The 26,221-nt window shown below is 63.8% G+C and carries 24 protein-coding genes and 1 tRNA gene; 16 read left to right on the top strand and 9 right to left on the bottom strand.

What is annotated here, in order from left to right; all coding sequences use genetic code 11:
* The first annotated feature begins 129 nt into the window (after positions 1–129).
* Together ABID26_RS21730 and ABID26_RS21735 are read left to right on the top strand one after the other, a co-directional pair.
* A complete protein-coding gene (locus ABID26_RS21730) occupies positions 130–855 on the top strand; it encodes a response regulator (RefSeq protein ID WP_126099815.1) in 726 nt (241 codons plus the stop codon).
* Entirely contained in the window at positions 852–2,099 is a 1,248-nt protein-coding gene (locus ABID26_RS21735; protein ID WP_354416298.1) for an ATP-binding protein, read from the top strand. Before ABID26_RS21730 ends, ABID26_RS21735 begins: the two co-directional genes overlap by 4 nt.
* Before the next feature lie 434 nt (positions 2,100–2,533).
* Here the strand turns inward: ABID26_RS21735 and ABID26_RS21740 are convergent.
* The 3 genes from ABID26_RS21740 to phaC form a co-directional block, all read right to left on the bottom strand.
* Positions 2,534–2,608 (bottom strand) — tRNA-Glu (locus tag ABID26_RS21740).
* A 431-nt stretch (positions 2,609–3,039) separates the two neighbouring features.
* Complete coding sequence (locus ABID26_RS21745) at positions 3,040–4,263, bottom strand: YcbK family protein (RefSeq protein ID WP_354416300.1); 1,224 nt, start codon at positions 4,261–4,263, stop codon at positions 3,040–3,042.
* Between the two features lie 269 nt (positions 4,264–4,532).
* Positions 4,533–6,368 (bottom strand): class I poly(R)-hydroxyalkanoic acid synthase, encoded by a 1,836-nt coding sequence (gene phaC / locus ABID26_RS21750; RefSeq protein WP_292300522.1) that lies wholly within the window; start codon positions 6,366–6,368, stop codon positions 4,533–4,535.
* Between the two features lie 97 nt (positions 6,369–6,465).
* Between phaC and ABID26_RS21755 the strand changes: the two genes are divergently transcribed.
* From ABID26_RS21755 to recJ, 5 genes are all read left to right on the top strand, one after another.
* Entirely contained in the window at positions 6,466–6,873 is a 408-nt protein-coding gene (locus ABID26_RS21755; RefSeq protein ID WP_189521177.1) for a hypothetical protein, read from the top strand.
* 41 nt (positions 6,874–6,914) lie between these two features.
* The gene (locus tag ABID26_RS21760; protein ID WP_126099819.1) at positions 6,915–8,132 is read left to right on the top strand and encodes an LL-diaminopimelate aminotransferase; all 1,218 of its coding nucleotides are present in this window, start codon (positions 6,915–6,917) and stop codon (positions 8,130–8,132) included.
* A 47-nt stretch (positions 8,133–8,179) separates the two neighbouring features.
* Positions 8,180–9,493 carry a homoserine dehydrogenase gene (locus tag ABID26_RS21765; RefSeq protein WP_126099820.1) on the top strand — a complete coding sequence of 438 codons (1,314 nt, stop codon included), beginning with the start codon at positions 8,180–8,182 and terminating at the stop codon, positions 9,491–9,493.
* A gap of 209 nt (positions 9,494–9,702) precedes the next feature.
* Positions 9,703–10,686, top strand: coding sequence for a class II fructose-bisphosphatase (gene glpX, locus ABID26_RS21770; protein WP_354416302.1), 984 nt, complete (start codon positions 9,703–9,705; stop codon positions 10,684–10,686).
* Between the two features lie 142 nt (positions 10,687–10,828).
* A complete protein-coding gene (gene recJ, locus ABID26_RS21775; protein WP_292371168.1) occupies positions 10,829–12,616 on the top strand; it encodes a single-stranded-DNA-specific exonuclease RecJ in 1,788 nt (595 codons plus the stop codon).
* Between the two features lie 56 nt (positions 12,617–12,672).
* Here recJ and ABID26_RS21780 read toward each other — a convergent pair whose 3' ends face one another.
* The 3 genes from ABID26_RS21780 to folE all read right to left on the bottom strand — a co-directional run bounded on the left by ABID26_RS21780 (position 12,673) and on the right by folE (position 14,999).
* Entirely contained in the window at positions 12,673–13,644 is a 972-nt protein-coding gene (locus tag ABID26_RS21780; RefSeq protein WP_292338977.1) for a patatin family protein, read from the bottom strand.
* An 85-nt stretch (positions 13,645–13,729) separates the two neighbouring features.
* Complete coding sequence (hisI, locus tag ABID26_RS21785) at positions 13,730–14,188, bottom strand: phosphoribosyl-AMP cyclohydrolase (RefSeq protein WP_126099822.1); 459 nt, start codon at positions 14,186–14,188, stop codon at positions 13,730–13,732.
* A 184-nt stretch (positions 14,189–14,372) separates the two neighbouring features.
* Positions 14,373–14,999, bottom strand: coding sequence for a GTP cyclohydrolase I FolE (folE, locus tag ABID26_RS21790; protein WP_127428147.1), 627 nt, complete (start codon positions 14,997–14,999; stop codon positions 14,373–14,375).
* Positions 15,000–15,236: 237 nt separating this feature from the next.
* Here folE and ABID26_RS21795 point away from each other — a divergent pair, with 237 nt between their 5' ends.
* Entirely contained in the window at positions 15,237–15,683 is a 447-nt protein-coding gene (locus tag ABID26_RS21795; RefSeq protein WP_292300595.1) for an iron-sulfur cluster assembly scaffold protein, read from the top strand.
* 10 nt (positions 15,684–15,693) lie between these two features.
* Here ABID26_RS21795 and ABID26_RS21800 read toward each other — a convergent pair whose 3' ends face one another.
* Positions 15,694–16,599, bottom strand: coding sequence for a LysR substrate-binding domain-containing protein (locus tag ABID26_RS21800; RefSeq protein ID WP_292344511.1), 906 nt, complete (start codon positions 16,597–16,599; stop codon positions 15,694–15,696).
* A gap of 350 nt (positions 16,600–16,949) precedes the next feature.
* On the opposite strand from ABID26_RS21800, the gene yidD reads away from it, so the two are divergent.
* The 5 genes from yidD (at position 16,950) to ABID26_RS21825 (ending at position 22,356) form a co-directional block, all read left to right on the top strand.
* Positions 16,950–17,303: a membrane protein insertion efficiency factor YidD gene (gene yidD / locus ABID26_RS21805; RefSeq protein ID WP_292300506.1), complete on the top strand. Its 354-nt coding sequence runs from the start codon at positions 16,950–16,952 to the stop codon at positions 17,301–17,303.
* Positions 17,304–17,445: 142 nt separating this feature from the next.
* Complete coding sequence (gene blaOXA / locus ABID26_RS21810; RefSeq protein ID WP_292300504.1) at positions 17,446–18,255, top strand: class D beta-lactamase; 810 nt, start codon at positions 17,446–17,448, stop codon at positions 18,253–18,255.
* Between the two features lie 166 nt (positions 18,256–18,421).
* Positions 18,422–20,395 carry a threonine--tRNA ligase gene (gene thrS / locus ABID26_RS21815; protein ID WP_292300502.1) on the top strand — a complete coding sequence of 658 codons (1,974 nt, stop codon included), beginning with the start codon at positions 18,422–18,424 and terminating at the stop codon, positions 20,393–20,395.
* Positions 20,396–20,478: 83 nt separating this feature from the next.
* A complete protein-coding gene (locus tag ABID26_RS21820; protein WP_126099828.1) occupies positions 20,479–21,420 on the top strand; it encodes a lysophospholipid acyltransferase family protein in 942 nt (313 codons plus the stop codon).
* A 144-nt stretch (positions 21,421–21,564) separates the two neighbouring features.
* Complete coding sequence (locus tag ABID26_RS21825; protein WP_292300499.1) at positions 21,565–22,356, top strand: outer membrane protein; 792 nt, start codon at positions 21,565–21,567, stop codon at positions 22,354–22,356.
* 22 nt (positions 22,357–22,378) lie between these two features.
* Here ABID26_RS21825 and ABID26_RS21830 read toward each other — a convergent pair whose 3' ends face one another.
* On the bottom strand, positions 22,379–23,344 hold the full coding sequence (locus tag ABID26_RS21830) for a hypothetical protein (RefSeq protein WP_292300497.1): 966 nt from the start codon (positions 23,342–23,344) through the stop codon (positions 22,379–22,381).
* A gap of 164 nt (positions 23,345–23,508) precedes the next feature.
* On the opposite strand from ABID26_RS21830, the gene ABID26_RS21835 reads away from it, so the two are divergent.
* Positions 23,509–24,093 (top strand): nitroreductase family protein, encoded by a 585-nt coding sequence (locus tag ABID26_RS21835; protein WP_292300495.1) that lies wholly within the window; start codon positions 23,509–23,511, stop codon positions 24,091–24,093.
* Between the two features lies 1 nt (position 24,094).
* A complete protein-coding gene (locus ABID26_RS21840) occupies positions 24,095–24,703 on the top strand; it encodes a flavin reductase family protein (RefSeq protein ID WP_126099832.1) in 609 nt (202 codons plus the stop codon).
* Here the strand turns inward: ABID26_RS21840 and ABID26_RS21845 are convergent.
* Entirely contained in the window at positions 24,657–25,394 is a 738-nt protein-coding gene (locus tag ABID26_RS21845) for a TetR/AcrR family transcriptional regulator (RefSeq protein ID WP_126099833.1), read from the bottom strand. The genes ABID26_RS21840 and ABID26_RS21845 overlap by 47 nt on opposite strands.
* A 141-nt stretch (positions 25,395–25,535) precedes the next feature.
* On the opposite strand from ABID26_RS21845, the gene ABID26_RS21850 reads away from it, so the two are divergent.
* Entirely contained in the window at positions 25,536–26,210 is a 675-nt protein-coding gene (locus ABID26_RS21850) for a methyltransferase family protein (RefSeq protein ID WP_126099834.1), read from the top strand.
* Positions 26,211–26,221: the final 11 nt, after the last annotated feature.

Consider the following 26,221-nt stretch of genomic DNA (forward strand, 5'->3'; position numbering starts at 1 on the left):
GTTTCCGCAAAAAGGAGATTTGTTTCCGAATGTTTCCGTCGTCCCCGCGGAAACATTCCGTTGCAATTTTCCGTGCCGCTTGGCGGCGGCTCTCCCTATAATCCCAGGCATAAAGGCAAGCGGGCAGACATGCAGGCACAATCCCATATCCTTGTCGTCGACGACGATCGCGAGATCAGGACGCTGCTCGGGCGTTATCTCGACGGGCAGGGGTTCAGAGTCTCCGTGGCGGCCGACCGGCGCGAGTGCGAGCAAAAGCTCGCCACCGGCCAGTTCGACCTGATCGTGCTCGACGTCATGCTGCCGGACGGCTCCGGGCTCGACATCTGCCGCAGCTTGCGCGACCGCAAGCCGCATATTCCGGTCATTCTACTGACGGCGCTGAAGGAGGATGTCGACCGCATCATCGGCCTGGAGCTCGGCGCCGACGACTATCTCGGCAAGCCGTTCAATCCGCGCGAGCTCTCGGCGCGCATCCGCGCGGTGCTGAGGCGCTCCGCACCGGAAGAAGCCGCGCCGCCCAAGGTGCGCGTCTACCATTTCGCCGGCTACCGGCTGGAGCCCGACACGCGCAAGGTGGTGGATACCGACGGTGAGATCGTCGATCTCACCGGTGCGGAATTCGACCTGTTGCAGGTCTTTCTCGACCGGCCCGGGCGGCTGTTGTCGCGCGACCAACTGCTCGACCTGACGCAAGGGCGCGAGCGCGATCCGCTCGAGCGCTCCGTCGACGTGCTGATGAGCCGGCTGCGGCGGAAATTCGCCGATGCCGGCGAGGAGAACCTGTTCAAGACCGTGCGCAATGGCGGCTATCAGCTCACCGCGCGCGTCGAAACCGCGGAGACCGAACCATGAGGTCGCTGCGCAGGCGGCTGATCGTCCTGCTGGTGGTCTCGATCGTCGGCGTCGTCGGGCTCGCCACGATCGTCGCCATCAAGGTGCTGGGCGGGCCTTCCCCTGAACGGAGCATGGGGCCAGTCGCGCGCCAGATCCAGCTGATGGTGCAGCTGGTTCCTGGCCATCCGGCGGGCGCCGGCGCGGCCCCGATCACCGTCAGCGACCATCGCGCCGACGGTTTCGAGGACCCCAAGCACACGCAGGTGCTCAACGAAATCCTGCATCGCGACGGCCTGGACCTTTCGGCTATCGTCAGCCGCAATCCGGACCGGCCCGGCATGGTCGCCTCGGTCTCGCTGCCCGGTAATCGATGGATGATCGTCGACGTGCCGGACTTCGGCCCGCCGAGGGATGCCTGGTTCGTGCTCTCGGGCTGGATCATCCTCATCGTGCTCGGCGCCACTGGCGTCGCGATCTATTTCACAGCGGTGCTGGTGCGCCCGCTCGAAATGCTGGAGACCGCGGTCGGCAAGATCGGCCCGGACGGCGTGCTGGCGACGGTTCCGGAGGAGGGATCCGCAGAGGTCAGGGCCACCGCGCACGCCCTCAACCAGCTCTCTGCCAGGCTGAAAACCACCATGGAAAGCCGCATGCGCCTGGTCGCGGCTGCCGGCCACGACCTCAGGACGCCGATGACCAGGATGCGGCTGCGCGCCGAATTTCTCGACGAGGACCGCGAGAAATGGCTGCACGATCTCGACGAGCTCGACCGCATCGCCGACAGCGCCATCCGCCTGGTGCGCGAGGAGGTGAACCAGGACGCGGTGGAGGCGGTGGAACTGGACAGGCTGATCCGCGATATCGAGACCGAGATGACGTCCCTCGGTCATGCGGTGTCGATCGACCACCTCGACTGGGTCTCGGTCAAGGCCGGGGCGCTCGGCCTGCGCCGCGCGCTGCGCAACCTGATCGTCAATGCCGCCACGCATGGCAGGGGCTGCGTCGTCGCGCTTACCGCGCTGAACGGCCAGGCGGTTCTCACCATCGCCGACCGTGGCCCCGGCATCCCGCCGGACCTCTTGAATAAGGCGTTCGAGCCATTCTTCCGGGCCGATCCGGCGCGCACGCAGTTCATTCCAGGGGCGGGATTGGGGCTTGCGATCGCCAAGGAGATCATCGAGCGCTATGGCGGGACGATCAGGCTGGAGAACCGGCAGGGGGGAGGGTTGCTGCAGACGGTGGTTTTCGACGCCGTTTCCTAATGGAATCGGCGCCATTGAGGTTGCTTATTTGACCTGTTCAATCACCGGAGCCGGCGGTTTGTCAGTTGCTGGCGCCGGCGTGCAATCTTGCCCCTTGCACTCCTGGACAGGGTTGTCCTTCGGGGGCAGGCAATTTTGCCCCTCGCAGTGCACTGCCGGCTGTTCTTGCGCCGCTTCACCGCTTTGGGTAGCAGGCTGATCCTCAGCACGGACAGCCTGCAGTCCTGCCAGGCTGATCATGGCCGTGCACAAGAGCGCTATCCGGGCCAAGTTCATCTCCGCGCCTCCACGGCTGAGAGCGTGTATAATTCTACCCTTTCGGGTTGAGGCCGACATACTGCCACTTGCGAACGAGGTTAACGGCGTGTTTTCGCCTACACTCGATACAGATGATCTCGTGCCCGTTGTCGATTTCGTATTCTCGTGGAAAAATCTGGTACGCCCAAGGGGAATCGAACCCCTGTTACCGCCGTGAAAGGGCGGTGTCCTAACCGCTAGACGATGGGCGCGCTCAGACGAAGCGGCTTATAATTGCGTTGTTCGCAACCGGCAACCCATGCGCAGCCACATGCGACAACTTTTTTCAAGCGTGGCAAAAAGGACGATTTTGGCGAGTCATGACACGGTTTGCGGCGCCCAGTTGCTCGTGCATCCTTGGAGATTGGCTGGAACGCCACTCGAGGTCGTCATTCTATGGCGGAGCAAGGAGCGTAGCGACGCGGCGCAGACCATAGAATCCATTCCGTTACCTAGAAGCGTTGCAGCGGTGCAGAATTCTGCTCGGCTGCATTCTTCGGCCAAGATCACGGAATGGATCCTCGGGTCTTCGCGTTCGCTTCGCCCGTGGATGACGAAGTTCGGAGGGGCTTCGGCTAATCGCCAACGTTTGGCACTGCGAGGTTCGTCGCAACGAAGGCGGTGGGCCGCCGACTGTCGAGGCTCAGCCGTCACCACCGCCGCCGCGCCGGCGGCAGCGCCAGTTCCAGTCGCGCTCGGGGCCGACGTCGACGTGGATCGATTCGGTGTGGCAGTAGGTGCCGACGCCGCCGCGGCCGGGCATCGAGCGTACATAGCTCGCCAGCTCCCACTTGGAGACGCCGGGCAACTGGATGTCGGCGGCGGCGCAGTACATGTGCAGCGAGTTCTTGGCACCGTTGGCGCGGCGGTTGCGCGAGGGATCGCGATAGCCGGAGGTGACGACCATCTTGCGGCCGAAATGGCCCTCGATCGTCTTCAGCACGCGCACCAGCGACGGCTTGAGGCAGGCGACGTCGACGCTTTCGTTTTGCTTCAAGAGGCCGTTGGGCGCGAGCCTCGCCATGCCGGCGGCGGACGCCACCTGATAGGAGCCGCCGCCTTCGTCCTCGTTGAGGTCGACGTCGCTTTCGTCGTCGATGCCGGACTTGCGCTTGATCTCGAACAGCGCCGTCTGGCGCACGCCGGGCAAGGCATCGGCGCCGGTGATGTGGTTGCCGCTATCGTCGCCGAGGGACGCGAGCTGCACCGGCTTGTCGCCCGGCGTCGCGGAGGCGAGCGTCACGATCGGCTTGGCAGGCGGCGGCGTGGTCTTGCCCTGGGCGGCAGGCTGGTCGCCGGAGCGCGCGTTGTTGATCAGCGGCGCGGGCGCCGCGGAAGCCGGCGTGGTGCTGAACAGCGAGGCGAACAGGCCCTTCTTCGGCGCGGCGATCGGCTGCTGCTGAGGCTCGCCCGCCGTGACATAGACGCCATTGTTCATGGCTTGCGTGGTCGCCTGCGCTTGCGATGCGACCGCAGTAGCGTCGCCGGCAGCGACCTTCTCGGCGGCGGCTTTCGTCTCGTCGGTCGTCTGCGCCGGCTGTACCAGCGGTTGCGGCGTGTTGCCTGCAATCGTGTTGGCGCCGTCAGGCACGGCGACGGCGGGGAAAGCGGCGGCACCGGGCCGGGTCTCCGGCACATAAGCAATCTTTTCCGGCAGCGGCTTGTCGTCCTCGCTCATCACGGTCGATGCCGTCTCCGGGGTGGCCGACGCCACCTGCTGGGTCGAATCGGCCGAGGCCGCCGCCGTGGCGCCGGACGCCGCGCTCATCTCGGTGGCGGTTGAATTGTAGGCCGGCGTGACGACCGACATCGTCGGGTCGCCGGTCGAGGTGCAGGAGGCCAGAAGCACGGAGAAAAGCGCTGCCACAATGCTGCGGCTTTCCCTTCGCGCGAGACGCCAACCTGCTGGTTTCAAAATAGAATTCCCCCTCAGTATCCGGTCCGTTCATCATCGCCGTGGCGCTCCAGTGCCCCTGGCGACGACCTCCTGTTCCCGAACCGGAAACGGGATATGCGTCAATCCGCAAGCCTCGGATTTATGCTGCGTCTGAAGGCGAACCGAGGCTGCGAAAACGATTAACGCAACCATTTCGCCCTGTTTTGGCGGGCCGTCAACTCACCAGACATTACAGTCCGTTACACACGCACCTTGACATAGGTGCCCGGCGCATCGCCCAAGGTTTTCATACGCTTGCCCGGTTTGCGGGCCGGCACATGCACATTGTCCTGGCTTTCGATCCAGTGCTGCCAGTGCGTCCACCACGAACCAGCATGCTCGTGCGCCCCAGCGAACCAGGTGTTGAAATCGCCCACCGGTCTGCCGCCCGTCCAGAACTGGTATTTATGCGCCGCCGGCGGATTGACGACGCCGGCGATGTGGCCGGAGCCCGCCATGACGTATTCGACGTCGCCGCCGAAATAGCGCGAGCCGAGGAACACCGAGAGCGCCGGCGCGATGTGGTCCTCTTTCGTGGCCAGGTTGTACACGGGGATCGTGATGTCGGCCAGCGAGACGGTGCGGCCGGCAAGCTCCATCGTGCCGCGCGAGAGATTGTTCTCGAGATAGCAATTGCGCAGATAGAAGGAATGGTTGGCCGCCGCCATGCGGGTCGAATCGGCGTTCCAATAGAGCAGGTCGAAGGGCAGGGGGTCCTTGCCGCGCATGTAGTTGTTGATGACATAGGGCCAGATCAGGTCGCCGGAGCGCAGCATGTTGAAGGCGGTCGCCATCTTGGTGCCTTCGAGATAGCCCTTCTCGCTCATCGAGCGCTCGACCGCGGCAACCTGGTCCTCGTCGACGAAAACCTTCAGGTCGCCGGCATAGGTGAAGTCGACCTGGGTGGTGAAGAAGGTCGCCGATTTGATGCGGTGGTCGCCTTCTTGCGCCAGAAGCGCAAGTGCCGCCGCCAGCAGCGTGCCGCCGACACAATAGCCGATCGAATTGACCTCCTTCTCGCCGGTCGCCTTTTCGACCATGTCGAGGCCGAACTGCAGGCCTTCGCGGATATAGGCCTCCCAACCCTTGGCGCCGTGGCGCTCGTCCGGGTTGATCCAGGAGATGACGAAGACCGTGTGGCCCTGCTCGATCGCCCAGCGGATGAAGGATTTCTGCGGGTTGAGGTCGAGAATGTAGTATTTGTTGATCCAGGGCGGGCAGACGAGCAGGGGGCGCTTCAGCACCGTCTCCGTCGCCGGGTCGTACTGGATGATCTCGGCGACGTCGCTGCGGCCGATCACCTTGCCGGGCGTCGTGGCGATGTTCTTGCCGATCTCGAATGGCGCGTAATCCGCCTGGCGCAGCTTCAGGTCGCCCCTGCCGGCGGCGATGTCCTCGGCCAGCATCTTCATGCCGCGCACCAGGTTCTCGCCGTTGGAGGCGACGGTCTCGCGGAACAGTTCCGGATTGGTCAGGATGAAATTCGACGGCGCGATCGCGTTGGAGACCTGCTTGACGTAGAAGCTCGCCTTGTGGCGGGTGTGCTCGTCCAGGCCCTCGGCATGCTCGACGAGGTCCGCGGCCCAGCGCGAGGTGACGAGATAGGCCTGCTTCAGGAAATCGAAGAAGGCGTTGCGGCCCCATTCCGGGTCCTGGAAGCGCTTGTCGCCGCGCTCGGGCTTGACCGCGTCCTCGGGGGCTTCGGCGTTGGGGCTGACCCTCTGGATGGCGTTCGCCCAGACCGTCATGTAGCCGGCGAAGAGCCGCGTCTGCGCTTCCAAAGCGCGCTGCGGATCGGCCAGCCAGTATTCCGAGAGCTTGGAGAAGGTCTTGACCATGTCGACCACGGGCTCGGCGACATGGTCGCGCACCTCACCCTTCTCGCGCGGCTCGGCCCAGGCGGAGGCTGCCTTGCCGGCCTGCTCGATCATGCGCGCCATGTTCAACGCGAAACGCTCGGGGTCTTTCACCAGATATTGCTCGACGGTCGAAGGTCCGCCATTTTCCGCTTTGTCCGAATCGGGCGCTTTGGACATGGTTCGCGGGGTTCCTCCCGGAGCGTTTTCTTGACATATTACCATGGGACATCTGACCGGGTCCAACACGCTCTAACCCGGCTGCCAGGAAAACAATATGACGATTAATGTTGGCGGGACTTATTTTCTCGGCGTCGGTTCGATTTGCCGCATCGCTGTCGCGGCCGCGGTGCTGTGCGCGCCGTTGCTTACGGGCGGTTGCGCCACCAGCAACACCAACAATTCGGCGCCGACGGCGCTGACCGCGGGACCGAAGGACACCGGCTCCTATCCGAACCTCAACATTCGGCCGCAGGTGGCCGCCAAGCAACTGTCCAAGGAAGAGACCGCCGCCAGGCTCGGCGAGCTCAAGGCCGAGCAGCAGGCGCAGCTTGCCAAGGGCGGCAGCGCGAAACCAGCCCCCGACACGGCCGCGCTCAGCACGCTCGCCAGGACGCATGGCGACGACACGCTGAAGCAGATCGAGGCCAAATGCGATCCCGCCCTCGACCCTAACTGCAATTAGGTCTATATCGCGCGCCGAAACTTTCACCGTCTGGAACTCCAATGGAAGAATTTCACAAGGTCCGCCGGCTTCCGCCTTATGTGTTCGAGCAGGTCAACCGGCTGAAGGCCAGCGCCCGCTCGCGCGGAGCCGACATCATCGACCTTGGCATGGGCAATCCGGACCTGCCGACGCCGAAGGCCATCGTCGACAAATTATGCGAAGTGGTGCGCGACCCGCGCACGCATCGCTATTCCTCCTCACGCGGCATTCCGGGCCTGCGCCGCGCCCAGGCCGCCTACTACCAGCGCCGCTTCGGCGTGAAGCTCAATCCCGACACGCAAGTGGTGGCGACGCTGGGTTCGAAGGAGGGCTTCGCCAACATGGCGCAGGCGATCACCGCGCCCGGCGACGTCATCCTGTGCCCCAATCCGACCTATCCGATCCACGCCTTCGGCTTCATCATGTCGGGCGGCGTCATCCGCTCGCTGCAGGTGGAGCCCGATGACGGCTTCATCCCGGCGGTCGAGCGCGGCATCCGCCACTCGATCCCGAAGCCGCTGGCGCTGATCCTCAACTACCCGTCGAACCCGACCGCGTTGGTCGCCTCGCTCGATTTCTACAAGGACGTGGTCGCCTTCGCGAAGAAGAACGACATCATCATCCTGTCCGATCTTGCCTATTCGGAGATCTATTTCGACGGCAACCCGCCGCCCTCGGTGCTGCAGGTGCCGGGCGCGATCGACGTCTGCGTCGAGTTCACCTCGATGTCGAAAACCTTCTCCATGCCCGGCTGGCGCATGGGTTTCGCGGTCGGCAACGAGCGGCTGATCGCGGCGCTGACCCGGGTCAAGTCCTATCTCGACTACGGCGCCTTCACGCCGATCCAGGTGGCGGCGGCGCATGCGCTGAACGGCGACGGCGCCGATATCGAGGAGGTGCGCGAGGTCTACCACAAGCGGCGCGACGTAATGGTCGATTCCTTTACCCGCGCCGGCTGGACCATTCCCGCGCCCGCGGCCTCGATGTTCGCTTGGGCGCCAATCCCGGAGCAGTTCCGCCAGCTCGGCTCGCTCGAATTCTCCAAGCTGCTCATCGAGCATGCCGACGTGGCGGTGGCGCCGGGCATCGGCTTCGGCGAGCACGGCGACGACTTCGTCCGCGTGGCGCTGGTCGAGAACGAGCACCGGATCAGGCAAGCGGCGCGCAACATCAAGCGCTTCCTGGCCGCGACCGCCAAGCAGCCCAACAATGTTGTGCCGCTTTCGGCCCACCGATAAGCTTGCCGCACATCACACCGATCGATCTTTGAGGGGCGTCGCCGGACATGGCTGAAGCGTTGCGTGTTGGAATTGCCGGCCTTGGCACGGTGGGCGCCTCGGTGGCGTGCGTGCTCAACGAAAAGGCCGCCGAACTCACCCGCCAGTGCGGCCGCGACATCGTCGTCACCGCCGTCTCGGCGCGCGACCCGAAGCGCGACCGCGGCGTCGATCTCAGCGCCGCCAAATGGTTCGACGACGCCGCGCAGATGGCCGAGAGAGCCGACATCGATGTCTTTGTCGAATTGATCGGCGGCGACGAGGGACCAGCGCGGGCATCGGTGAAGGCGGCGCTCGAGGCCGGCCGCCATGTCGTCACCGCCAACAAGGCGCTCTTGGCCAAGCATGGCGTGCAGCTCGCTGAGATCGCCGAGAAGAGGGGCGTGCTGCTCAACTACGAGGCGGCCGTGGCCGGCGGCATACCGGTCATCAAGACGATGCGCGAGGCGATGGCCGGCAATCAGGTCACCCGCGTCTTCGGCATCCTCAACGGCACCTGCAACTACATCCTGACCCGCATGGAGGCCGAAGGCATCTCCTTCGACGCCTGCCTCAAGGACGCGCAGCGGCTGGGCTATGCCGAAGCCGACCCGACCTTCGACATCGAGGGCCACGACACGGCGCACAAGCTGTCGATCCTGACCAGCCTTGCCTTCGGCACGAGGATCGCCGCCAACGACATCTATATGGAAGGCATCTCCAACATCACCCAGGCCGACATCCGCGCGGCGGCCGAGCTCGGCTACCGCATCAAGCTGCTCGGCGTCGCCCAGCGCACAGACAGCGGCATCGAGCAGCGCGTGCACCCGACCATGGTGCCGACGGCATCGGTCATCGCGCAAGTGCACGGCGTCACCAATGCGGTGGCGATCGAGACCGACATTCTGGGCGAGCTCTTGCTCTCGGGTCCCGGCGCGGGTGGCAACGCCACGGCTTCGGCGGTGGTCGGCGACATCGCCGACATCGCCAAGAGCCGACCGGGCTTCCAGCACGGGCCGGTCTTCGGCTGGCCGGCGAAGGAATTGAAGCCCTACAAGAAGGCACAGATGCGCAGCCATGCCGGCGGCTATTTCATCCGCCTTACCGTGCATGACCGCATCGGCGTCTTCGCCGCGATCGCCAAACGCATGGCCGACAACGACATTTCGCTGGAATCGATCGTGCAGCAAGCAGCTGGGCCGGAAATCGAGGCGCAGAAGACGGTGATCCTTGTCACCCACGAGACGACGGAAGCCGCGGTGCGCAAGGCGGTCGAAGGTGTCACCAAGGACGGCCATCTGACCGACAAGCCGCAGGTGATCCGCATCGAGCGGGCGGAATAGCGCTAATTTTGATTTGACGCATGCCTTCGGCCCGAAACCGGTTCCCACTTTCGGGAGACATGCTTAGTCACAATTCGCCTTCAATCGATTGATATTACTGCAATTTCAAAAATTGCCAGGGCAAGTCTTGCCGTTGTCATGGAGCTTTGCCAGAAGAAGCGCGCCTCTGGCGGGAGGCCCGGTGCAGTACCAACGAGGAATGCCCATTTATGAACATGGCCCAGAACATCGCAACCGGCCTCGACCGTATCTTCACAATGGAAGTCGTGCGCGTCACCGAACGGGCCGCGGTCGCCGCCGCGAGGCTGCGCGGTCGCGGTGACGAGAAGGCCGCCGACCAGGTCGCGGTCGATGCCATGCGCCAGGAGCTCAACCGGCTCGCCATCAAGGGCACCGTGGTGATCGGCGAGGGCGAGCGCGACGAGGCGCCGATGCTCTATATCGGCGAAGAGGTCGGCACCGGCAAAGGTCTCGCCGTCGACATTGCGCTCGATCCGCTCGAAGGCACGACGATCTGCGCCAAGAACCTGCCCAATGCGCTCGCCGTCATCGCCATCGCGGAAAAAGGCAGCCTGCTGTTCGCGCCCGACGTCTACATGGACAAGATCGCCATCGGTCCGGGCTATGCCGAGGGGATCATCGACATCGATGCGCCGCCGGTCGAGAACATCGCCAACCTCGCCAAGGCCAAGGGCGTCGCGGTGTCCGACATCACCGCCTGCATCCTCGACCGGCCGCGCCACACCAAGCTGATCGACGCCGTGCGCGCCACTGGTGCAGCGATCCGGCTGATCGGCGACGGCGACGTCGCAGGCGTCATTCACACCACCGATCCGGACGAGACCGGCATCGACATCTATCTCGGCACCGGCGGCGCGCCGGAAGGGGTGCTGGCCGCGGCGGCGCTCCGCTGCACCGGTGGGCAGATGCAGGGCCGGCTGATCCTCGATACGCCGGAGAAGGTGGCGCGGGCCGAAAAGATGGGCATTTCGGATCCTAAGCGGGTCTATCGCGCGCAGGACATGGCACGCGGCGACGTCCTGTTTGCGGCAACCGGTGTCACAGACGGCAATTTGCTCGACGGGGTGAAGTTCGGCCGCACCTTCATTACCACCCACACCATCGTGCTGCGCTCGTCCTCGCGCACCGTGCGCGAGATCAGGGCGCGTCACCAGGATCTGGAAAAATTTTGATTCCGTGCAGCGTGGGCCCCTTCGACGCAATTGCGGACGGAAAACCGTTCCACAGTTTCCTTTAGTTGCCCGCTTTCCTGGAATTGCTACCGCCGTCGCATATTGATATCTGCCAAGGGATGATGTGCAGACGGCGCCTCGCGTGACGGGCGAAAGACGGTTCTTCCTCGATGTCAGGCAGTCGGCGACCGGTGTCTCCTGGGAGCATCGGCTGACCGAGCGGCAGGACATGGCTGCCTTGGCCATCGCGCAGGGCCATGGGGTGCCGGACATCGTCGCGCGGGTGCTCGCCGGACGCGGCGTGACGGTCGAGCAGACCGAGCGCTTCCTCGATCCGACCATCCGCGAGCTTTTGCCGAATCCTGCCTCGCTGACCGACATGGAAAAGGCGGCGGCGCGGCTGGCGGATGCCATCGTGGCCGGCGAAAAGGTGGCGATCTTCGGCGACTACGATGTCGACGGCGCGGCTTCGTCGGCGCTGCTGAAGCGCTTTCTTGCGCATTTCTCGGTGCCGTCCGAAATCTATATTCCGGATCGCATCTTCGAAGGCTACGGCCCCAATCCGGAAGCCATGCGCGAGCTGATCTCACGCGGCGCGAAGCTTATCGTCACGGTCGACTGCGGCACCAACAGCGCCGCATCGGTCGAGGCGGCCAGAGAAGCCGGCGCCGATGTCGTGGTGCTCGACCATCACCAGGTCGGCGGCGCGCTGCCGGCGGCGGCCGATGCGGTGGTCAATCCGAACCGGGAGGACGACCTTTCGGGGCAGGGGTATCTTTGCGCCGCCGGCGTGGTTTTCCTCTGCCTGGTGCAGACGGCGAAGGTGCTGCGCGAGAAGTTGCCGAACGCCGCGCCGGTCGATCTGCTTTCGCTGCTCGACCTGGTCGCGCTGGCGACGGTGTGCGACGTGGTGCCGCTTACCGGCGTGAACCGCGCTTTCGTGGTCAAGGGGCTGCAGGTGGCGCGCCAGCAGAAGAATGAGGGGCTGGCGGCCCTTGCGCGGGTCTCGCGCATCGGCGAGCCGATCAATACCTTCCATCTCGCCTATCTGATCGGGCCGCGCATCAATGCCGGCGGGCGCATTGGCGATGCCGCGCTTGGCAGCCGGCTTTTGGCCACCGACGATCCGGTCGAGGCCGCAAGCATTGCCGAGACGCTCGACCGCCTCAACCAGGAACGGCAGCAGATGGAAATGGAGATGCTGGCGCAGGCGCGCGCCGAAGCCGATGCCGAGCTTGCCGGCGGCAACGGTCCGGCCATCGTCGTCACAGCCAGCAACAGCTGGCACCCGGGCATCGTCGGGCTCTTGGCCTCGCGGCTCAAGGAGCATGCGCGCCGCCCGGCTTTCGCGATTGCCTTCAACGCCAACGGCATCGGCACCGGCTCAGGGCGCTCGGTCTCCGGTTTCGATCTCGGCCGGCTGGTGCGCGAGGCGGCCGAGGCCGGGCTGATCGTCAAGGGCGGCGGCCACGGCATGGCGGCGGGCATCACCGTCGAGCGGGCCAAGCTCGGCGCGCTCAGAGCCTTCTTCGAGGAACGCGCAGCGGCGGACGTGTTCCGGCTGCAAAGCGAGGAGAGCTTGGCGATCGACGGCGCTTTAGCCGCCGAGGGCGCGACGCTTTCCCTTCTCGACGCGCTGGAGAAAGCCGGCCCGTTCGGCGCCGGGCACATCGCGCCGGTGTTCGTGCTGCCGCGCCACCGGCTCACCGACGCGCGGCCGATCGGCACCAACCACATCCGCGCCGACCTGCGGTCGCAAAGCGGCGGCAACCTCCAGGCGATCGCATTCCGCGCCGTCGACACCGCACTCGGCGAATTCCTGTTCAAGAACAGGGGAAAGACCGTGCATGTCGCCGGTTCGCTGTCGGGCAATTACTGGAACGGCAACCGGACGGTGCAATTCCGCATCACGGATGCCGCGGTTGCTTGAAGCAATTCCAGGAAAAGTGTGAAGCGGTTTCCGTCCGGAATTGCGCAAAAGGAAACTCAGGCGAGCACCGTCTGCAGCCTCGTCAATTCGCTGATCTGCGACATCGTCGCCTGATAGCCGAGGCGGATCGCCTCGTCGGCGCGATGGAACTCGGTCAGGCCGATATGGCTGAGCTTCGGCTGCAGCGACATATCAGGCGGATCGCCGGCGAGCCTTGCGCGCGAAATCCGGTCCTGGATGATGTTGAAGGCCTCGACCATGATGCCGGTGATGCCGAGACGGGTCTGGTGGGGCTGATACTGAGGATTGACCTGGCCGGGACGCGGCGCGTCGTTCTCAATGACAAGCTCACCCGCGCTATGCTTGATGACCGCGGCGCGTCCGAACAGGTCGTAATGGAGGTTTACCGCCACGACGAGCGGCTGCTCATAGGCGCGGCAAACCGAGACCGGCACCGGATTGACCAGGGCGCCGTCAACCAGCATGCGGCCGTTGCAGTTCACCGGCTCGAAGACGCCGGGCAGCGCATAGGATGCGCGCATGGCGGTGATCAGCGACCCGTTCGACAGCCAGATCTCGTGGCCGGTGCGGATTTCGGAAGCGACGGCGACGAACGGCTTTGTCAGGTCCTCGAAACGAATGCCGGCCATGTGCTCGCGCAGCCGTGCATCGAGCTTCATGCCACCGAACAGGCCGCTGCCGCGCAGATTGAGATCGAGGAGCCCGAAGAGGCGCCGCTTGGTGAGGCTCCTGGCAAACTCTTCAAGCTCGTCCAATTTGCCGGCGATATAGCAGCCGCCGACCAGCGCGCCGATCGAGGTGCCGGCGATCATCGATACTTCGATGCCGGCTTCGTCCAGTGCGCGCAGCACGCCGATATGGGCCCAGCCCCGGGCGCACCCACCGCCGAGCGCCAGCGAGATGCCTGTCTTCTTCGCCGACTTCGGGTCGGGCACACCGCCGGACGATGCAGGGCCGTTGGCTTCCTGAACGTCAGGTTTGCTGCGCAATGACGCCCATTCGAGCATCATGATCTCCCCTTGTCCCGTATCCCTTCTACACCAAGGATGTTTGAGAATAGTGAATATGAGTGGTTTGTGAATATTGAATGGTTCACACCGGCTTCCGATACGTCTGGTCCGCATCGAACAGCGGCTTGCTGCCATCGTCGGCAAGCGTCGCCTTGCCGTCGCTGAGCCCCACCGTCCGATAAAAGCAGGAACGTCTGCCAGTGTGACAAGTTGCGTCGTGGCCCAATACTTTGACGCTCAACCATATCGCGTCCTGGTCACAATCCGTGCGCATCTCGACGACGTGCTGGAAATTGCCCGAGGTCTCGCCCTTCTTCCAGAGCGCATTGCGCGAACGCGACCAGTAGTGCGCGATGCCGGTTTCCAGCGTCAGCGCCAATGCCTCGGCGTTCATATGCGCGACCATCAAAAGCATGCGGTCGCCGGCGTCGGTGACGACCACGGTAACGAGGCCGGCGGCATCGAAGCGCGGAGAAAGGACGGTGCCTTCCTCCAGCGCCTTCTTGTCTGCTGGAGCTTTGGGAAATTGCACTGCCGACATCGGCGGTCCTTGTTTGATTTAAAGACGTGTTGATACTCAGGCGGGCCGGCTTGCACATGGCAGCCTCCCGCGCTTCCGAAGCTCACATACTCTAAGTACGCTCCGCTCCGGTTCCCGGAAACCACCACTTTCGACTCAGCCGGACCTGAACCTCAACCCGCCTTTGGGAGGTGATGGCCGGCGATCAGCTGCGGACCATGGTGACGAAGCGCACCTGTTCCTCCGGTGTGTCCCTGAAGACGCCGGTGAAGGTCGAGGTGAGCGTGGTCGAATCCTGCTTGCGGATGCCGCGCATGGCCATGCACATATGCTCGGCCTCGATCATGACCGCGACGCCGCGCGGGTTGAGCACATCCTGGATGACGCCGGCGATCTGCGCCGTCATCGCTTCCTGCGTCTGCAGGCGATGCGCGAAGATGTCGACGACGCGCGCGATCTTGGACAGGCCGACAACCTTGCCGTCCGGCAGGTAGCCGACATGCGCCTTGCCGATGATCGGCACCATGTGGTGCTCGCAATGGGAGTGGAACTTGATGTCCCTGACGATCACGAGATCGTCATAGCCGGCCACTTCCTCGAAAGTGCGGCCAAGTTCTTCGGCCGGGCACATATCGTAGCCATTGAACATCTCGCGGAAGGCCTTGGTGACACGCTTCGGCGTGTCGACAAGGCCCTCGCGATCCGGGTTGTCGCCGGTCCAGCGCAAAAGCGTGCGCACGGCGGCCTCGACCTCGGCCTCGCTCGGCCGGTCCGTGACGGGCTTCTCCATATAGGAGGAAGGGGGCATGAGTTTCTTGATGACGGCATCCATAAAAGGCGTCTCCCGTAGTCCCACTCAAAGGTGGGACGAGTTGAACGGACCACGACCTTTCGGGTGAAACTCGCCCGGTTTCCAGCCCGCAAGCGGCGTGAACAGATGAGCAATGACAATGGCTTGAGGTTGCCTTGTCGATGCCCGGCTGCCAGCATTATATATGCTCGTGCAGAGCGAAAGGAAGACGCAACAGCGGCAAAGCCTGTTCACTCGGCGGCGACGGATTGGAAAAATATGATCGACGATGTCTACAATGCGAAAATTCTGGGCTTCGCCGGAAATATCGCGCGGATCGGCCGGCTCGACCACCCCGACGCGACCGCTCGGGCGCATTCCAAATTGTGCGGCTCCACCGTCACCGTCGACTTGAAAATGGACGGCGATGTGGTGACCGATTTCGCCCATGACGTGAAGGCCTGCGCGCTCGGACAGGCCTCCTCCTCGATCATGGCCCGGCATGTGATCGGCGCGAACGCCGATGAACTGCGCGCGGTGCGCGACATCATGCTTAAAATGCTGAAAGAAAACGGCGCGCCTCCGGAGGGCCGCTTCGCCGACCTCAAATATTTGGAGCCGGTGCGCGACTACAAGGCGCGCCACGCCTCGACCATGCTGACCTTCGACGCGGTGGTCGACGCGATCGGCCAGATCGAGAAGAAGCGCGCCGGACAGGCGGCTTGATCACAAGCGCCTAAATCGCTCCCCTTGTCGCGGCGAACTCGCCTCTTATCCAGTCGGCAAAAGCCGTGGCCGGCTCGGAAAGATCCCGCAAATTTCTCGCCACCAGCCAGTAGGCGCCCGACGCGACGTCGATGTCGAACGGCTTGACCAGCGCGCCGGAGGCGAGTTCGTCGCCGATCTGCAAGAGATCGCCGAGCGCCACGCCATGGCCGAGCAATGCCGCCTGCTTCGAGAGCGAGGCGTCGGCGAGCATCGGGCCGCGCGCGGGCACCGCGTCGGCCGGCACTCCCGCCGCCTCGAACCAGCGCGCCCAGCTCTGGCGATTTTCCTCATGCAGCAGCGTGTAGCGGCGAAGGTCGACCGGCTTGTCCAAAGGAGGGCCGGATGCCAGCAGCGCCGGCGACAGGACGGGTGAATCGACGGTCGAGGCCAGGCGCTCGGCATCGCTGCGCGGCCACGAGGTCGCGCGCGGGCTGAAGCGCAAGGCAAGCTCAGGCTGGTCGCTGCGGAACTCGATCAATCTCGGATCGACGTCCAGGGAGACATCGATATCGGGACGCAACTGGCGAAAGCGGTTGAGCCGCGGCACCAGCCATACCGCGGCAAGCGAGGGTTCGACGCTAACGCGCACCATCGACTGCGCCGGCGTGGTCGCCAGTTCCGACAGCACCCGGTCGATGTCGTCGAAGCTCCTCACTAGTTGGTCGAGCAGCCGGCGGCCGGCATCGGTCAGTTCGACGCGGCGATGGAGGCGGAGAAACAGCGGCTGACGGAGGAAGGCTTCGAGCTCACGGATCTGCCGGCTTATCGCAGCCTGCGAGACATAGAGCTCCTCGGCCGCGCGGCTGAAGCTCAAGTGCCGGCCGGCGGTTTCGAAGCTTCTCAGCGCCGTCAATGGCAGCCGGCCACGCTTCATTCTCGCATAACCTCAAGTTATCCGATGCGGAAATTATACTCGTTTGAAGACGAAGGCCAGCGGCAGTCTAATCAGTGCCCAAAGGAGCACTGCCATGAACCAGTTCCTGGCCATTTTGAACGACGTCATGCGGATAGCCACCTTTCAGTGGCGTGGCGAAGCCTCGCGCAGCCGCTGTTGCCGTGATCATTCAGATGCTTCCTTGCATCATGCACCGTGGACCGACAGGCATCCCATCCGCCGCACCAGGCCATGATGGCAAAAGAACATTGCGTTCGGGGTCCGCAGCCCACATCTATCGCGCAGCGAAACACTGCGGAGTAAAACGGCTGGCTGACCACGATGGGCATATGCACAGCGCCCGGCCTATCCAGCGCGGGCGCAACTGGGCGGGACCCTGGCGCAAGACGCCGGGCCGTCTACTCGGCACGTCGCTCGTGCGTCTCTACCAACTGACGCTCTCCGGCTTCGTCGGCAACAATTGCCGGCATCTGCCGACCTGCTCCGAATACGCGCATGAAGCGATCGCCCGCCATGGCCTGTGGGCCGGCGGCTGGATGGCGCTGTTCCGGGTTTCTCGCTGCGGGCCTTTCGGGACGCATGGCATCGACCGGGTGCCGGAGACGCTTGCGGCGCGCTATGTCTGGTTCATGCCGTGGCGCTACTGGCGGATCGGCAGGAAAAGCCGTGAGGCCGACGGCTGATCGCATCGGCGTTTTCGCGGCTTCGTTTACGATCCGGTAGGGTTAACGACAGCCTGCACAAACACTGCGAATTTGAGACAAAATCGAGACAAGACGCCTCGCTAAGCCGCTCTCCGCAATTCCTTCCAAGAGTGAGCTTCGCATGCGCCAGATGGACCGCTACCCCTTCTTTATCGCCGTTATTTTGTTCCTTCTGGCTTGGATGCTCGGCCTGCCGATGCGGGCGCAATCGGCACCGCTCGAGGACATCCACTGCACGCTGATCCAGGATGCGACGAGCGGCGCGACGCTTTACCAGGATGGTGTGTGCGACCAGCGCGTCAGCCCGGCGTCCACCTTCAAGGTGCCTCTGGCGCTGATCGGCTATGATGCCGGAATCCTGAGCGACCAGCACACGCCGAGCTGGGACTACAAGCCCGAGTTCAACGCCGTGAAGCGCGACCGAAAGACCGTCGACCCGACGATCTGGGAACGCGATTCCATCGTCTGGTATTCGCGCGAGATCACGCGGCGGCTCGGCGCCGAAAAGCTTGCCGGCTATGTGTCGAAATTCGGCTATGGCAACAAAGATGTCTCGGGCGATGCCGGCACGGACAATGGGCTCACGCAATCCTGGATAAATTCCTCGCTCGAAATCTCGCCTGTCGAGCAGGCCGCTTTCCTGCGCCGAATGCTCGCCGGCAAGATGCCGGTGTCGGCGGATGCGCATGAGATGACCAAGGCGATCCTTCCGACCTTCGCTGCAGGCGACTGGACCGTGCAGGGCAAGACCGGCAGCACGGCGCTCGACAAGAACAAGCGGTCACTCGGCTGGTTCGTCGGCTGGGCCGAGAAGGATGGTCGCCGCATCGTGTTCGCCCGGCTGGTTGTCGACGCCAAGCGCGGCGACATGCCGAAGGGCTTGGCGACGCGGGCGGCGTTCTTGAAGGACCTGCCCGGCCTCATCAAATAGAACGGCTTGCGGCTTTACGGCGGCGGAAACTCCTCATAAAAGACTGCCGCCGGCCAGCGCCTATGTGATAGGCGCCTCCGGCCAACCCTCTGCATGCTCCAGCGCGTTCCCGCGACATGCATTTCACCACCCGCGCTCGTTTGCGGGACTGGATAGGAGAACTCTGATGCTGAATTCCGTTTCCCTGACGTTTCCCGATGGTTCCGTCCGCGACTACGACGCGGCGATGACCGGCGCCGGTCTTGCCGAATCGATCTCCAAGTCGCTGGCAAAGAAAGCCGTGGCCTATGCGATCGATGGCACCGTGCGCGACCTTTCCGATCCGCTCGGCAAGTCGGGCAAGGTCGAGATCATCACCCGCGACGACCAGCGCGCGCTCGAACTCATCCGCCATGACGCGGCACATGTGCTGGCCGAAGCCGTGCAGGAGCTCTGGCCGGGAACGCAGGTGACCATCGGGCCGGTGATCGAGAACGGATTCTATTACGACTTTGCGAGGAACGAGCCGTTCACGCCTGACGACTTTCCGGCGATCGAGAAGAAGATGCGCGAGATCATTCAGCGCAACAAGCCGTTCACCAAGGAAGTCTGGTCGCGCGAGAAGGCTAAGAAGGTCTTCGCCGAGAAGGGCGAGCGCTACAAGGTCGAGCTGATCGACGCCATTCCGGAAGATCAGGACATCAAGATCTACGCGCAGGGCGATTGGTTCGACCTCTGCCGCGGTCCACACATGGCTTCGACCGGGCAGGTCGGCAATGCCTTCAAGCTGATGAAGGTGGCGGGCGCCTACTGGCGCGGCGATTCCAACAACCCGATGCTGACGCGCATCTATGGCACCGCCTTTGCCGACCAGGCGCAGCTCGATGCCTACCAGACGCTGCTGGAGGAAGCCGAGAAGCGCGACCACCGCAAGCTCGGCCGCGAGATGGACCTGTTCCATTTCCAGGAAGAGGGGCCGGGCGTCGTCTTCTGGCATGCCAAGGGCTGGAAGATGTTCCAGAACCTGGTCAACTACATGCGCCGCCGCCTCGACGAGCATGGCTACCAGGAAGTCAACGCGCCGCAGGTGCTGGACAAGAGCCTGTGGGAGACGTCAGGCCACTGGGGCTGGTACCGCGACGCGATGTTCAAGGTGACTGTTGCCGGCGACGATACCGACGACGAGCGCATCTTCGCGCTGAAGCCGATGAACTGTCCCGGCCATGTGCAGATCTTCAAGCACGGGTTGAAGTCTTACCGCGAACTGCCCGTAAAACTTGCGGAGTTCGGCAATGTGCATCGCTACGAACCGTCGGGCGCGCTGCATGGGTTGATGCGCGTGCGCGGCTTCACGCAGGACGACGCGCATGTCTTCTGCACCGAGGAGCAGTTGGCCGCGGAGTGCCTGCGCATCAACGACCTGATCCTGTCGACCTATGCCGATTTCGGCTTCGACGAGGTCGCCGTGAAGCTGTCGACGCGGCCGGACAAGCGCGTCGGCACCGACGAGGCCTGGGACCACGCCGAGGCGATCATGAGCAACGTGCTGGAGACGATCCGCGCGCGCTCCGGCAACCGCATCAAGACCTCGATCAATCCGGGCGAGGGCGCCTTCTACGGGCCGAAGTTCGAATATGTGCTGAAGGACGCCATCGGCCGCGAATGGCAGTGCGGCACCACGCAGGTGGACTTCAACCTGCCGGAGCGTTTCGGTGCCTTCTATATCGGCTCGGATTCGGAGAAGAAGCAGCCGGTCATGGTGCATCGCGCGGTGTGCGGCTCGATGGAACGCTTCCTCGGCATCCTGATCGAGAACTATTCCGGCCATTTCCCGCTGTGGTTCGCGCCGCTGCAGGTGGTGGTGGCGACGATCACCTCCGATGCCGATGAGTACGCAATGAAGGTCGTCGCTGGGCTGAAGGCGGCCGGGTTGCTCGCCGAAGCGGACCTGCGCAACGAGAAGATCAACTACAAGGTGCGCGAGCATTCCCTGGCCAAGGTGCCGGTCATCCTCGTCTGCGGCAAGCGCGAGGCCGAGGAGGAAACCGTCAATGTCCGCCGGCTGGGTTCCCGCGACCAGGAATCGCTGAAGCTTGCCGATGCGGTGAAGGCTCTCGCCGAGGAGGCGGTTTCGCCCGATCGCAAGCGTCGCGCGGCTTGACTTACCAGCACGTCCTGAAATGGCGGTGGCCGGTCCACCGCCATTTTCATATGCCTGTCACGCCAGCCCTGTAACGAGCCGCCATGCTCAAATTGAAACTGCGGGAAAGACGGTTTCCCGAGCTCTCCTACGCCAATGCGCATCAACCGGTGCTGACGCGCTGGTTCATCCATTCCGTCGAGGGCCTGTCGGGCCGCGACCGCTTCGCCGTACTCTATGATTTCTGGCGCCGGCAGGTGGTGCCAACCGGCGACCGCGTGTTCAGTCGCATGCTGGAATTGATCGACGTCAAGGTCCGCAACGCCGTTCAGTGGCCGCCGGCCGAGTTGCCGGAGACACCGCTGGTCATCGTCGCCAACCATCCCTTCGGTATCGGCGACGGCATTGCGGTGCTGTCGCTCGCCGAACAGCTGGGCCGTCCATTCCGGGTCATGATCCACAAGGATCTGCTGAGGATCCGCGAGATGGAGCCCTATTCGCTGCCCATCGATTTTTCCGAGACGAAGGACGCGCTGAAGAACAACATGGCGGTGCGCCACGAAGCGGTGCGGTTGTTGAAGGAGGGCGTCACCATCGTCGTCTTTCCGGCCGGCGGCGTCGCCACTGCGCCGAAGGGTTTTGGCCGCGCCGTCGACCTGCCGTGGAAGATGTTCCCGGCCAAGCTCATCCAGGACGCCAAGGCGTCGGTCATTCCGATGCATTTCTCCGGCCAGAACGGCCGCCTGTTCCATCTCGTCAGCGGCCCGATGAACATGGCCGAGCGCGACAACCGCGTGGCGAAGTTCATCGGCAAGGCATCGCTGACGCTGCGCACCTCACTGCTCATCCGCGAGTTCGCCCGCCTGTCGGGCAAGGCGATCGAGGTGCGCATCGGCGTCGTGCTGAGATGGAGCGACCTCGAGCCGCTGCGCGACCGCAAGGCGCTGCTCGATCGCCTCTATCGCGCGGTCTTCGACCTTGCGACGCCGGCTGCGCAGCGTGGGCGCGTGCCGTTCCTGCCGAAGCGGATGCGCAAGGCGGCTTGACCTGCCAACATTAGTTGGCTTTCAAACGGACGGTACTTTAGCTTCTGCTTGAATACTTGGTGGATATTAATGCGACTGTAGCCAAACGGCCACAGTCATAGGTTGTGCGATTTGCTATCAAAGGTTTGGGTTTGGGGCAAATCGATGAATATTGCGAAGACACTTGTATTGACGAGCCTGGCCTTGGGCGCGTCAGTCTTCATCAACGTTGGTTGCGCCAATGCGGGCGATGCCACTCCCTCATGGAGTGGCGCATATATAGGCGCCAATCTCGGCTATGGCTGGGATTCGGGCAAGGTCGGTTTGTCGCCAAGCACTGATGTCCCGGAGCTGCAGGATTTCCTGGACGACATCATTGCTTCTGGCTCCTTTCCTTCGGCCATATCCCCTTCGGCTCAGGGTGTGATCGGCGGCGGTCAGGCCGGCTACAACTGGCAGCTGCCATCCGGCTGGGTTGTTGGCATCGAGGCGGATCTGCAGGCCTCAGGCATCAGTGGATCGAAGTCGGAAGCAAGGTTCCCGGAATTTTTCGACACGACAAGCACGAGCGTCGAAAAGAAGATCGATTGGTTCGGAACGCTGCGCGGTCGGGCAGGTTACCTCGTCGATCCGCAATGGCTCGTCTATGCAACGGGCGGTCTTGCCTTCGGCGAAACCAGCCTAAGCTACAGCGAGGTCGACGTAACCGCCGGCTGTATTCCTGATGCAACCATCTGCGGCGATCATACCGCCTCCGGGACACATGCCGGCTGGGCGGTGGGAGCCGGCGTCGAAACGATGCTGGCGCCGAACTGGAGCGTGAAGGCCGAATATCTTTACGTCGACCTTGGCAAGCGGTCCTTCACGGCTGCCACTAACACGCCGATCGATTTCAACGTGTCAGCCAAGTATCACGAACAGACGGCTCGCATCGGGCTGAACTATCATTTCGATTAAGAAGTCCTGACGCCTTGAGCCGTCAGTCCGCGCCTTCCTCGGGATCGATGGCGGACGATTCGTTCGCCACGACCTCGATTTCCTGGTTCTGACCGGCGACCACCGTGAAATCCTTCTGATAGATGCGGTCGCGGTTCTTGGCGATGATGGTGTACTGGCCCTCGGCCAGTACCATCGAGGCGAAGGCGCCGACGGCTTCCTTGATCGGATCGCCGGATTCGTTGAGCAGCGACCAGGAGGTGTCGGCAATGGCTTCGCCACCGGCCTCGCGCACCAGCTTCATCGTCATCTCGGCCGCGCGGTGCTCGACGGTCGCCTCCGTCAGCTTTCCAGCCTCGACGCGGATGTCGGAGCGGATCACGGCGTTGACCGCGCCATAGGTGGAGACGACGTGGTAGGTACCGGCATTCAGCCGCACCACCGTATCGGGTGCGACGTCGGGGGCGATCAGCGCGCGGTCGCCATTGGCCTCGGCCTGGCCCTCATAGATCGCGAAGCGGAGCTTCTTCGGCGGGATATGCGCGCCGCCCGACGTCACGGCGTCGAGCTTCAGGCCGCCGGCGTCGAGGACAAGGCTTTCGCGCTTGGCGTCCTTGCCGACTGTGATGCGCTTGGTGGCGCCGGCCCGTCCATAGGAGGCGTGGACAAGGTAGCTGCCTGGATCGAGCTGGAACACCGCCGTGCCGCCATGCGCGGACGCCACCATGGGCAACTTGCCGTCGCTGGCCGGCTCCGGCCTGAACACGCGCCAGACGATGCCGCGGGTGATGTCGGCGCCCTTGTCGGTCAGTTGCGCCGAAAGGGTGATCGCGCCGCCATTGCCGAGCGCAAGCGACCTCTCGCCCTTCGGCGTGGTATAGCTCGAAATGCCCGGCAGCTTGATATCGCCGACGTCGTTGGCGTTCTGGGCCAGCGCGAACGAAACCGGCACCACGAACAGCGCGGCGACGAGCCCGATCACGAAAAGGCGCAGAGTCCCCTCAAACATGCCTTGCGTTGAAGCCCAAGGCGGTGGCAATTTCAAGGCTCAAGAGCCTGCCGCGTCCCGCCAGGGCTCTTTATCCGGCGCATGATGCGTCATTGCCCGAGCCGCCCGACCTCCCGATGGCGCGCTTCAGCTCAAAATTGAATGTTTCTAGGAGACTTGCGTCCATGGCGTCGCCGATCATCGACTTCCTGCTGACCCGCAATTCCGCGCCTATACCCGACCTCAAGGAACCGGCGCCGAGCGATGCGGAGATCGCCACGATGATCGCAGCCGCCTCGCGCGTTCCCGATCACGGCCGGCTCGAGCCCTGGCGGTTCATCCTCTACCGTGGCGAAGCGCGGCTCGAGATCGGCAAGAAGCTCGCGGCGCTTGCCGAGCAACGCGAAGGGCCGCTGCCGGAGGGGCGCCGCAACCAGGAACTGGCGCGCTTCTCGCGCGCGCCGCTGGTGATCGGAGTGGTGTCGGTGCCGCGGGAGAACCCCAAGATCCCGCAATGGGAGATGTTCCTGTCGGGCGCAATGGCGGCTATGAATCTGATGATCGCGGCCAACGCGCTGGGTTATGGCACCAACATGATCAGCAACTGGTATTCCGACGTTCCCGAGGGCAGGGCGATCCTCGGGCTGTCGCCACAGGAGCGCGTCATCGGCTTCGTCCATATCGGCTCCTACCAGGGGCCGGCGCCCGAGCGGCCGCGGCCCGATCCGGCGAAGCTCTACGCCGACTACACAGGGCCCTGGGTCGGCTAAGATGTTCTACGAGCCTTCGAAGGGGCATGGCCTGCCGCACGATCCATCGAAGGCGATCGTGGCGCCGCGCCCCATCGGATGGATCTCGACATTGAACAGGGCCGGCGAGATCAACCTTGCGCCCTATTCGTACTTCAATGCGTTTTCGACGCGCCCATTCATCGTCTGGTTCTCATCGGAAGGCGCGAAGGACAGCGCCACCTTCGCCGAAGAGACAGGCGAATTCGTCGCCAACCTCGTCAGCCGCGATCTGGCCGAGAAGATGAACCGCACAGCCGTCGATGCGCCGCGCGGCGTCAGCGAGTTTGGCTATGCCGATCTCGCCATGGCGCCGTCGCGCCTCGTCGCGCCGCCACGCGTGGCGGAAGCGCCGGCGGCACTCGAATGCCGGGTTACGGAGATATTCCGGCCACGGGCGCTGGACGGCACGCAAACCAGCGCCGTCGTCGTCGCCGGCGAAGTCGTCGGCGTCCATATCGACGACGCCTATCTCAAGGACGGCCAATTCGACATCGTCAGAGCCGGCAATGTGGGCCGGCTCGGCTATATGGACTATGCCAGCGTCAACGAGATTTTTTCGATGCGGCGGCCGCGCTGGCCGAAGGATTAGCGCGGCGCGCTGTCATGACGGCGCGCACATAGCCAGGCTCGCCGATCCGGATGCTGCCGTCTGGGAGACCGAGGATGCGGTCGAGGGCGATCTCGTAAAGCCTGACGCGCTTCTCCAGGGCTTCGATGGCGATTTCCATGTCGGCATCGCTGCCGCTGGCGAACGCCTTGGCGATGACGTCGTGCGTGGCCATGCCGAATTGCATGACGATGTCGGCGACGCCTTCCGGGTCGAATGTGCGGAACGTGCCGTCCTTGACGCCTTGCCGGATGATCTCGACCAGCAGGGGCGAAAACGAGGCGCTGGCCGCCAGATTGATGCGGTGGAAAAGCACCAGGTTTTCCGGCCGAAACAGCGTCTCGAACAGCGCCCAGGCCTCCGCCGCGGTCTCGATCTTGGCCTGCCGCGATTTCGCGAGCAGGGCATTGAGCCGCCCGAGCGGATCGAGCGCCGGATCGGCGAGTATGTCCTGGACACCGGCGAGCGCCTGTTTCGCGAAGCGCTCGGCAAGGGCTTCCAGCAGCGCCTCCTTAGAGGGGAAATAATGATAGAAAGCGCCCTTCGAGATACCGGCGGCGGCAATCACGTCATTGAGGCTCGCCTTGTCGTAGCCATGGGTCAGGAACAAGGCCTGGGCCTGGTCGAGCAGTTCTTCTCGCCTGAGTTCCGGGTGCTTGATAACGCGTGGCATGGTGAACCTTCTGCACGCCGCGACCGTTCCCGTCCAGATGCCCGAGTGCCGATAAGGCTTGAGAACAGACCATTGGTCGGTATAATAGACCACTGGTCGGATTCGACCAATAGCGGCGGGCATGTCACGGAAGGTTGGGTCATGGTCTCGAAATTGGTTGTCCAGACATTCCTGTGGTTCGGCTTCATGGGCACACTGTTGTTTGTGTCGGCAGGCACGCTGCACTGGACCGGTGCCTGGGTGTACATTGTCGTGATGGTCGGACTAAGCCTTACCATGGGTGTGGCGCTTGCTCGGCGCGATCCGGGCCTGATGAATGAGCGCCTCCGCCCTCCGATCCAGAAGAACCAGACCGCGGCCGACAAAATATTGCTGAGCATATTGCTGCTCGGCATCTTCGGTTGGCTGGCCTTGATGGGGTTCGATTTCCGTTTCGGTTGGTCGCCGGTTTCCGCCTGGGTGCAGGCGATCGGCGCGCTGGTCCTGCTCGTCGGTATCTGGATCTGCTATCTCACGATGCTGGAAAACAGCTTCGCGGCGCCGGTCGTGAAGATCCAGGACGAGCGCGGGCAGCGGGTGATCACGACAGGGCCTTACAGCTACGTCCGCCACCCGATGTATGGCGGCGCCATACTCTATTTCGCCGGCACGGCGCTGCTGCTCGGCTCCTGGTGGGGGCTGGCATCGGTGCTTGTCTTCATCGTTCTGCTCGCAATCCGCACCTTCATCGAAGAAAAGACGTTGCGGACGGGGTTGCGGGGCTATGACGACTACGCGGCCCATGTGCGCTACAGGCTGATCCCGCTTGTCTGGTAGCAGGCCGGAAG

Origin of the sequence: Mesorhizobium shonense (assembly GCF_040545255.1) — a bacterium.
GTDB lineage: Bacteria > Pseudomonadota > Alphaproteobacteria > Rhizobiales > Rhizobiaceae > Mesorhizobium > Mesorhizobium shonense.

Excerpts from the sequence above, each read along its gene's own strand:
- ABID26_RS21730 (WP_126099815.1), top strand. The coding sequence starts at position 130 with ATGCAGGCACAATCCCATATCCTTGTCGTCGACGACGATCGCGAGATC.
- ABID26_RS21735 (WP_354416298.1), top strand. The coding sequence starts at position 852 with ATGAGGTCGCTGCGCAGGCGGCTGATCGTCCTGCTGGTGGTCTCGATC.
- phaC (WP_292300522.1), bottom strand. The coding sequence starts at position 6,368 with ATGTCCAAAGCGCCCGATTCGGACAAAGCGGAAAATGGCGGACCTTCG.
- ABID26_RS21755 (WP_189521177.1), top strand. The coding sequence starts at position 6,466 with ATGACGATTAATGTTGGCGGGACTTATTTTCTCGGCGTCGGTTCGATT.
- ABID26_RS21760 (WP_126099819.1), top strand. The coding sequence starts at position 6,915 with ATGGAAGAATTTCACAAGGTCCGCCGGCTTCCGCCTTATGTGTTCGAG.
- ABID26_RS21765 (WP_126099820.1), top strand. The coding sequence starts at position 8,180 with ATGGCTGAAGCGTTGCGTGTTGGAATTGCCGGCCTTGGCACGGTGGGC.
- glpX (WP_354416302.1), top strand. The coding sequence starts at position 9,703 with ATGAACATGGCCCAGAACATCGCAACCGGCCTCGACCGTATCTTCACA.
- ABID26_RS21780 (WP_292338977.1), bottom strand. The coding sequence starts at position 13,644 with ATGCTCGAATGGGCGTCATTGCGCAGCAAACCTGACGTTCAGGAAGCC.
- hisI (WP_126099822.1), bottom strand. The coding sequence starts at position 14,188 with ATGTCGGCAGTGCAATTTCCCAAAGCTCCAGCAGACAAGAAGGCGCTG.
- folE (WP_127428147.1), bottom strand. The coding sequence starts at position 14,999 with ATGGATGCCGTCATCAAGAAACTCATGCCCCCTTCCTCCTATATGGAG.
- ABID26_RS21795 (WP_292300595.1), top strand. The coding sequence starts at position 15,237 with ATGATCGACGATGTCTACAATGCGAAAATTCTGGGCTTCGCCGGAAAT.
- ABID26_RS21800 (WP_292344511.1), bottom strand. The coding sequence starts at position 16,599 with ATGAAGCGTGGCCGGCTGCCATTGACGGCGCTGAGAAGCTTCGAAACC.
- yidD (WP_292300506.1), top strand. The coding sequence starts at position 16,950 with ATGCACAGCGCCCGGCCTATCCAGCGCGGGCGCAACTGGGCGGGACCC.
- blaOXA (WP_292300504.1), top strand. The coding sequence starts at position 17,446 with ATGCGCCAGATGGACCGCTACCCCTTCTTTATCGCCGTTATTTTGTTC.
- thrS (WP_292300502.1), top strand. The coding sequence starts at position 18,422 with ATGCTGAATTCCGTTTCCCTGACGTTTCCCGATGGTTCCGTCCGCGAC.
- ABID26_RS21820 (WP_126099828.1), top strand. The coding sequence starts at position 20,479 with ATGCTCAAATTGAAACTGCGGGAAAGACGGTTTCCCGAGCTCTCCTAC.
- ABID26_RS21825 (WP_292300499.1), top strand. The coding sequence starts at position 21,565 with ATGAATATTGCGAAGACACTTGTATTGACGAGCCTGGCCTTGGGCGCG.
- ABID26_RS21830 (WP_292300497.1), bottom strand. The coding sequence starts at position 23,344 with ATGTTTGAGGGGACTCTGCGCCTTTTCGTGATCGGGCTCGTCGCCGCG.
- ABID26_RS21835 (WP_292300495.1), top strand. The coding sequence starts at position 23,509 with ATGGCGTCGCCGATCATCGACTTCCTGCTGACCCGCAATTCCGCGCCT.
- ABID26_RS21840 (WP_126099832.1), top strand. The coding sequence starts at position 24,095 with ATGTTCTACGAGCCTTCGAAGGGGCATGGCCTGCCGCACGATCCATCG.
- ABID26_RS21845 (WP_126099833.1), bottom strand. The coding sequence starts at position 25,394 with ATGCCACGCGTTATCAAGCACCCGGAACTCAGGCGAGAAGAACTGCTC.
- ABID26_RS21850 (WP_126099834.1), top strand. The coding sequence starts at position 25,536 with ATGGTCTCGAAATTGGTTGTCCAGACATTCCTGTGGTTCGGCTTCATG.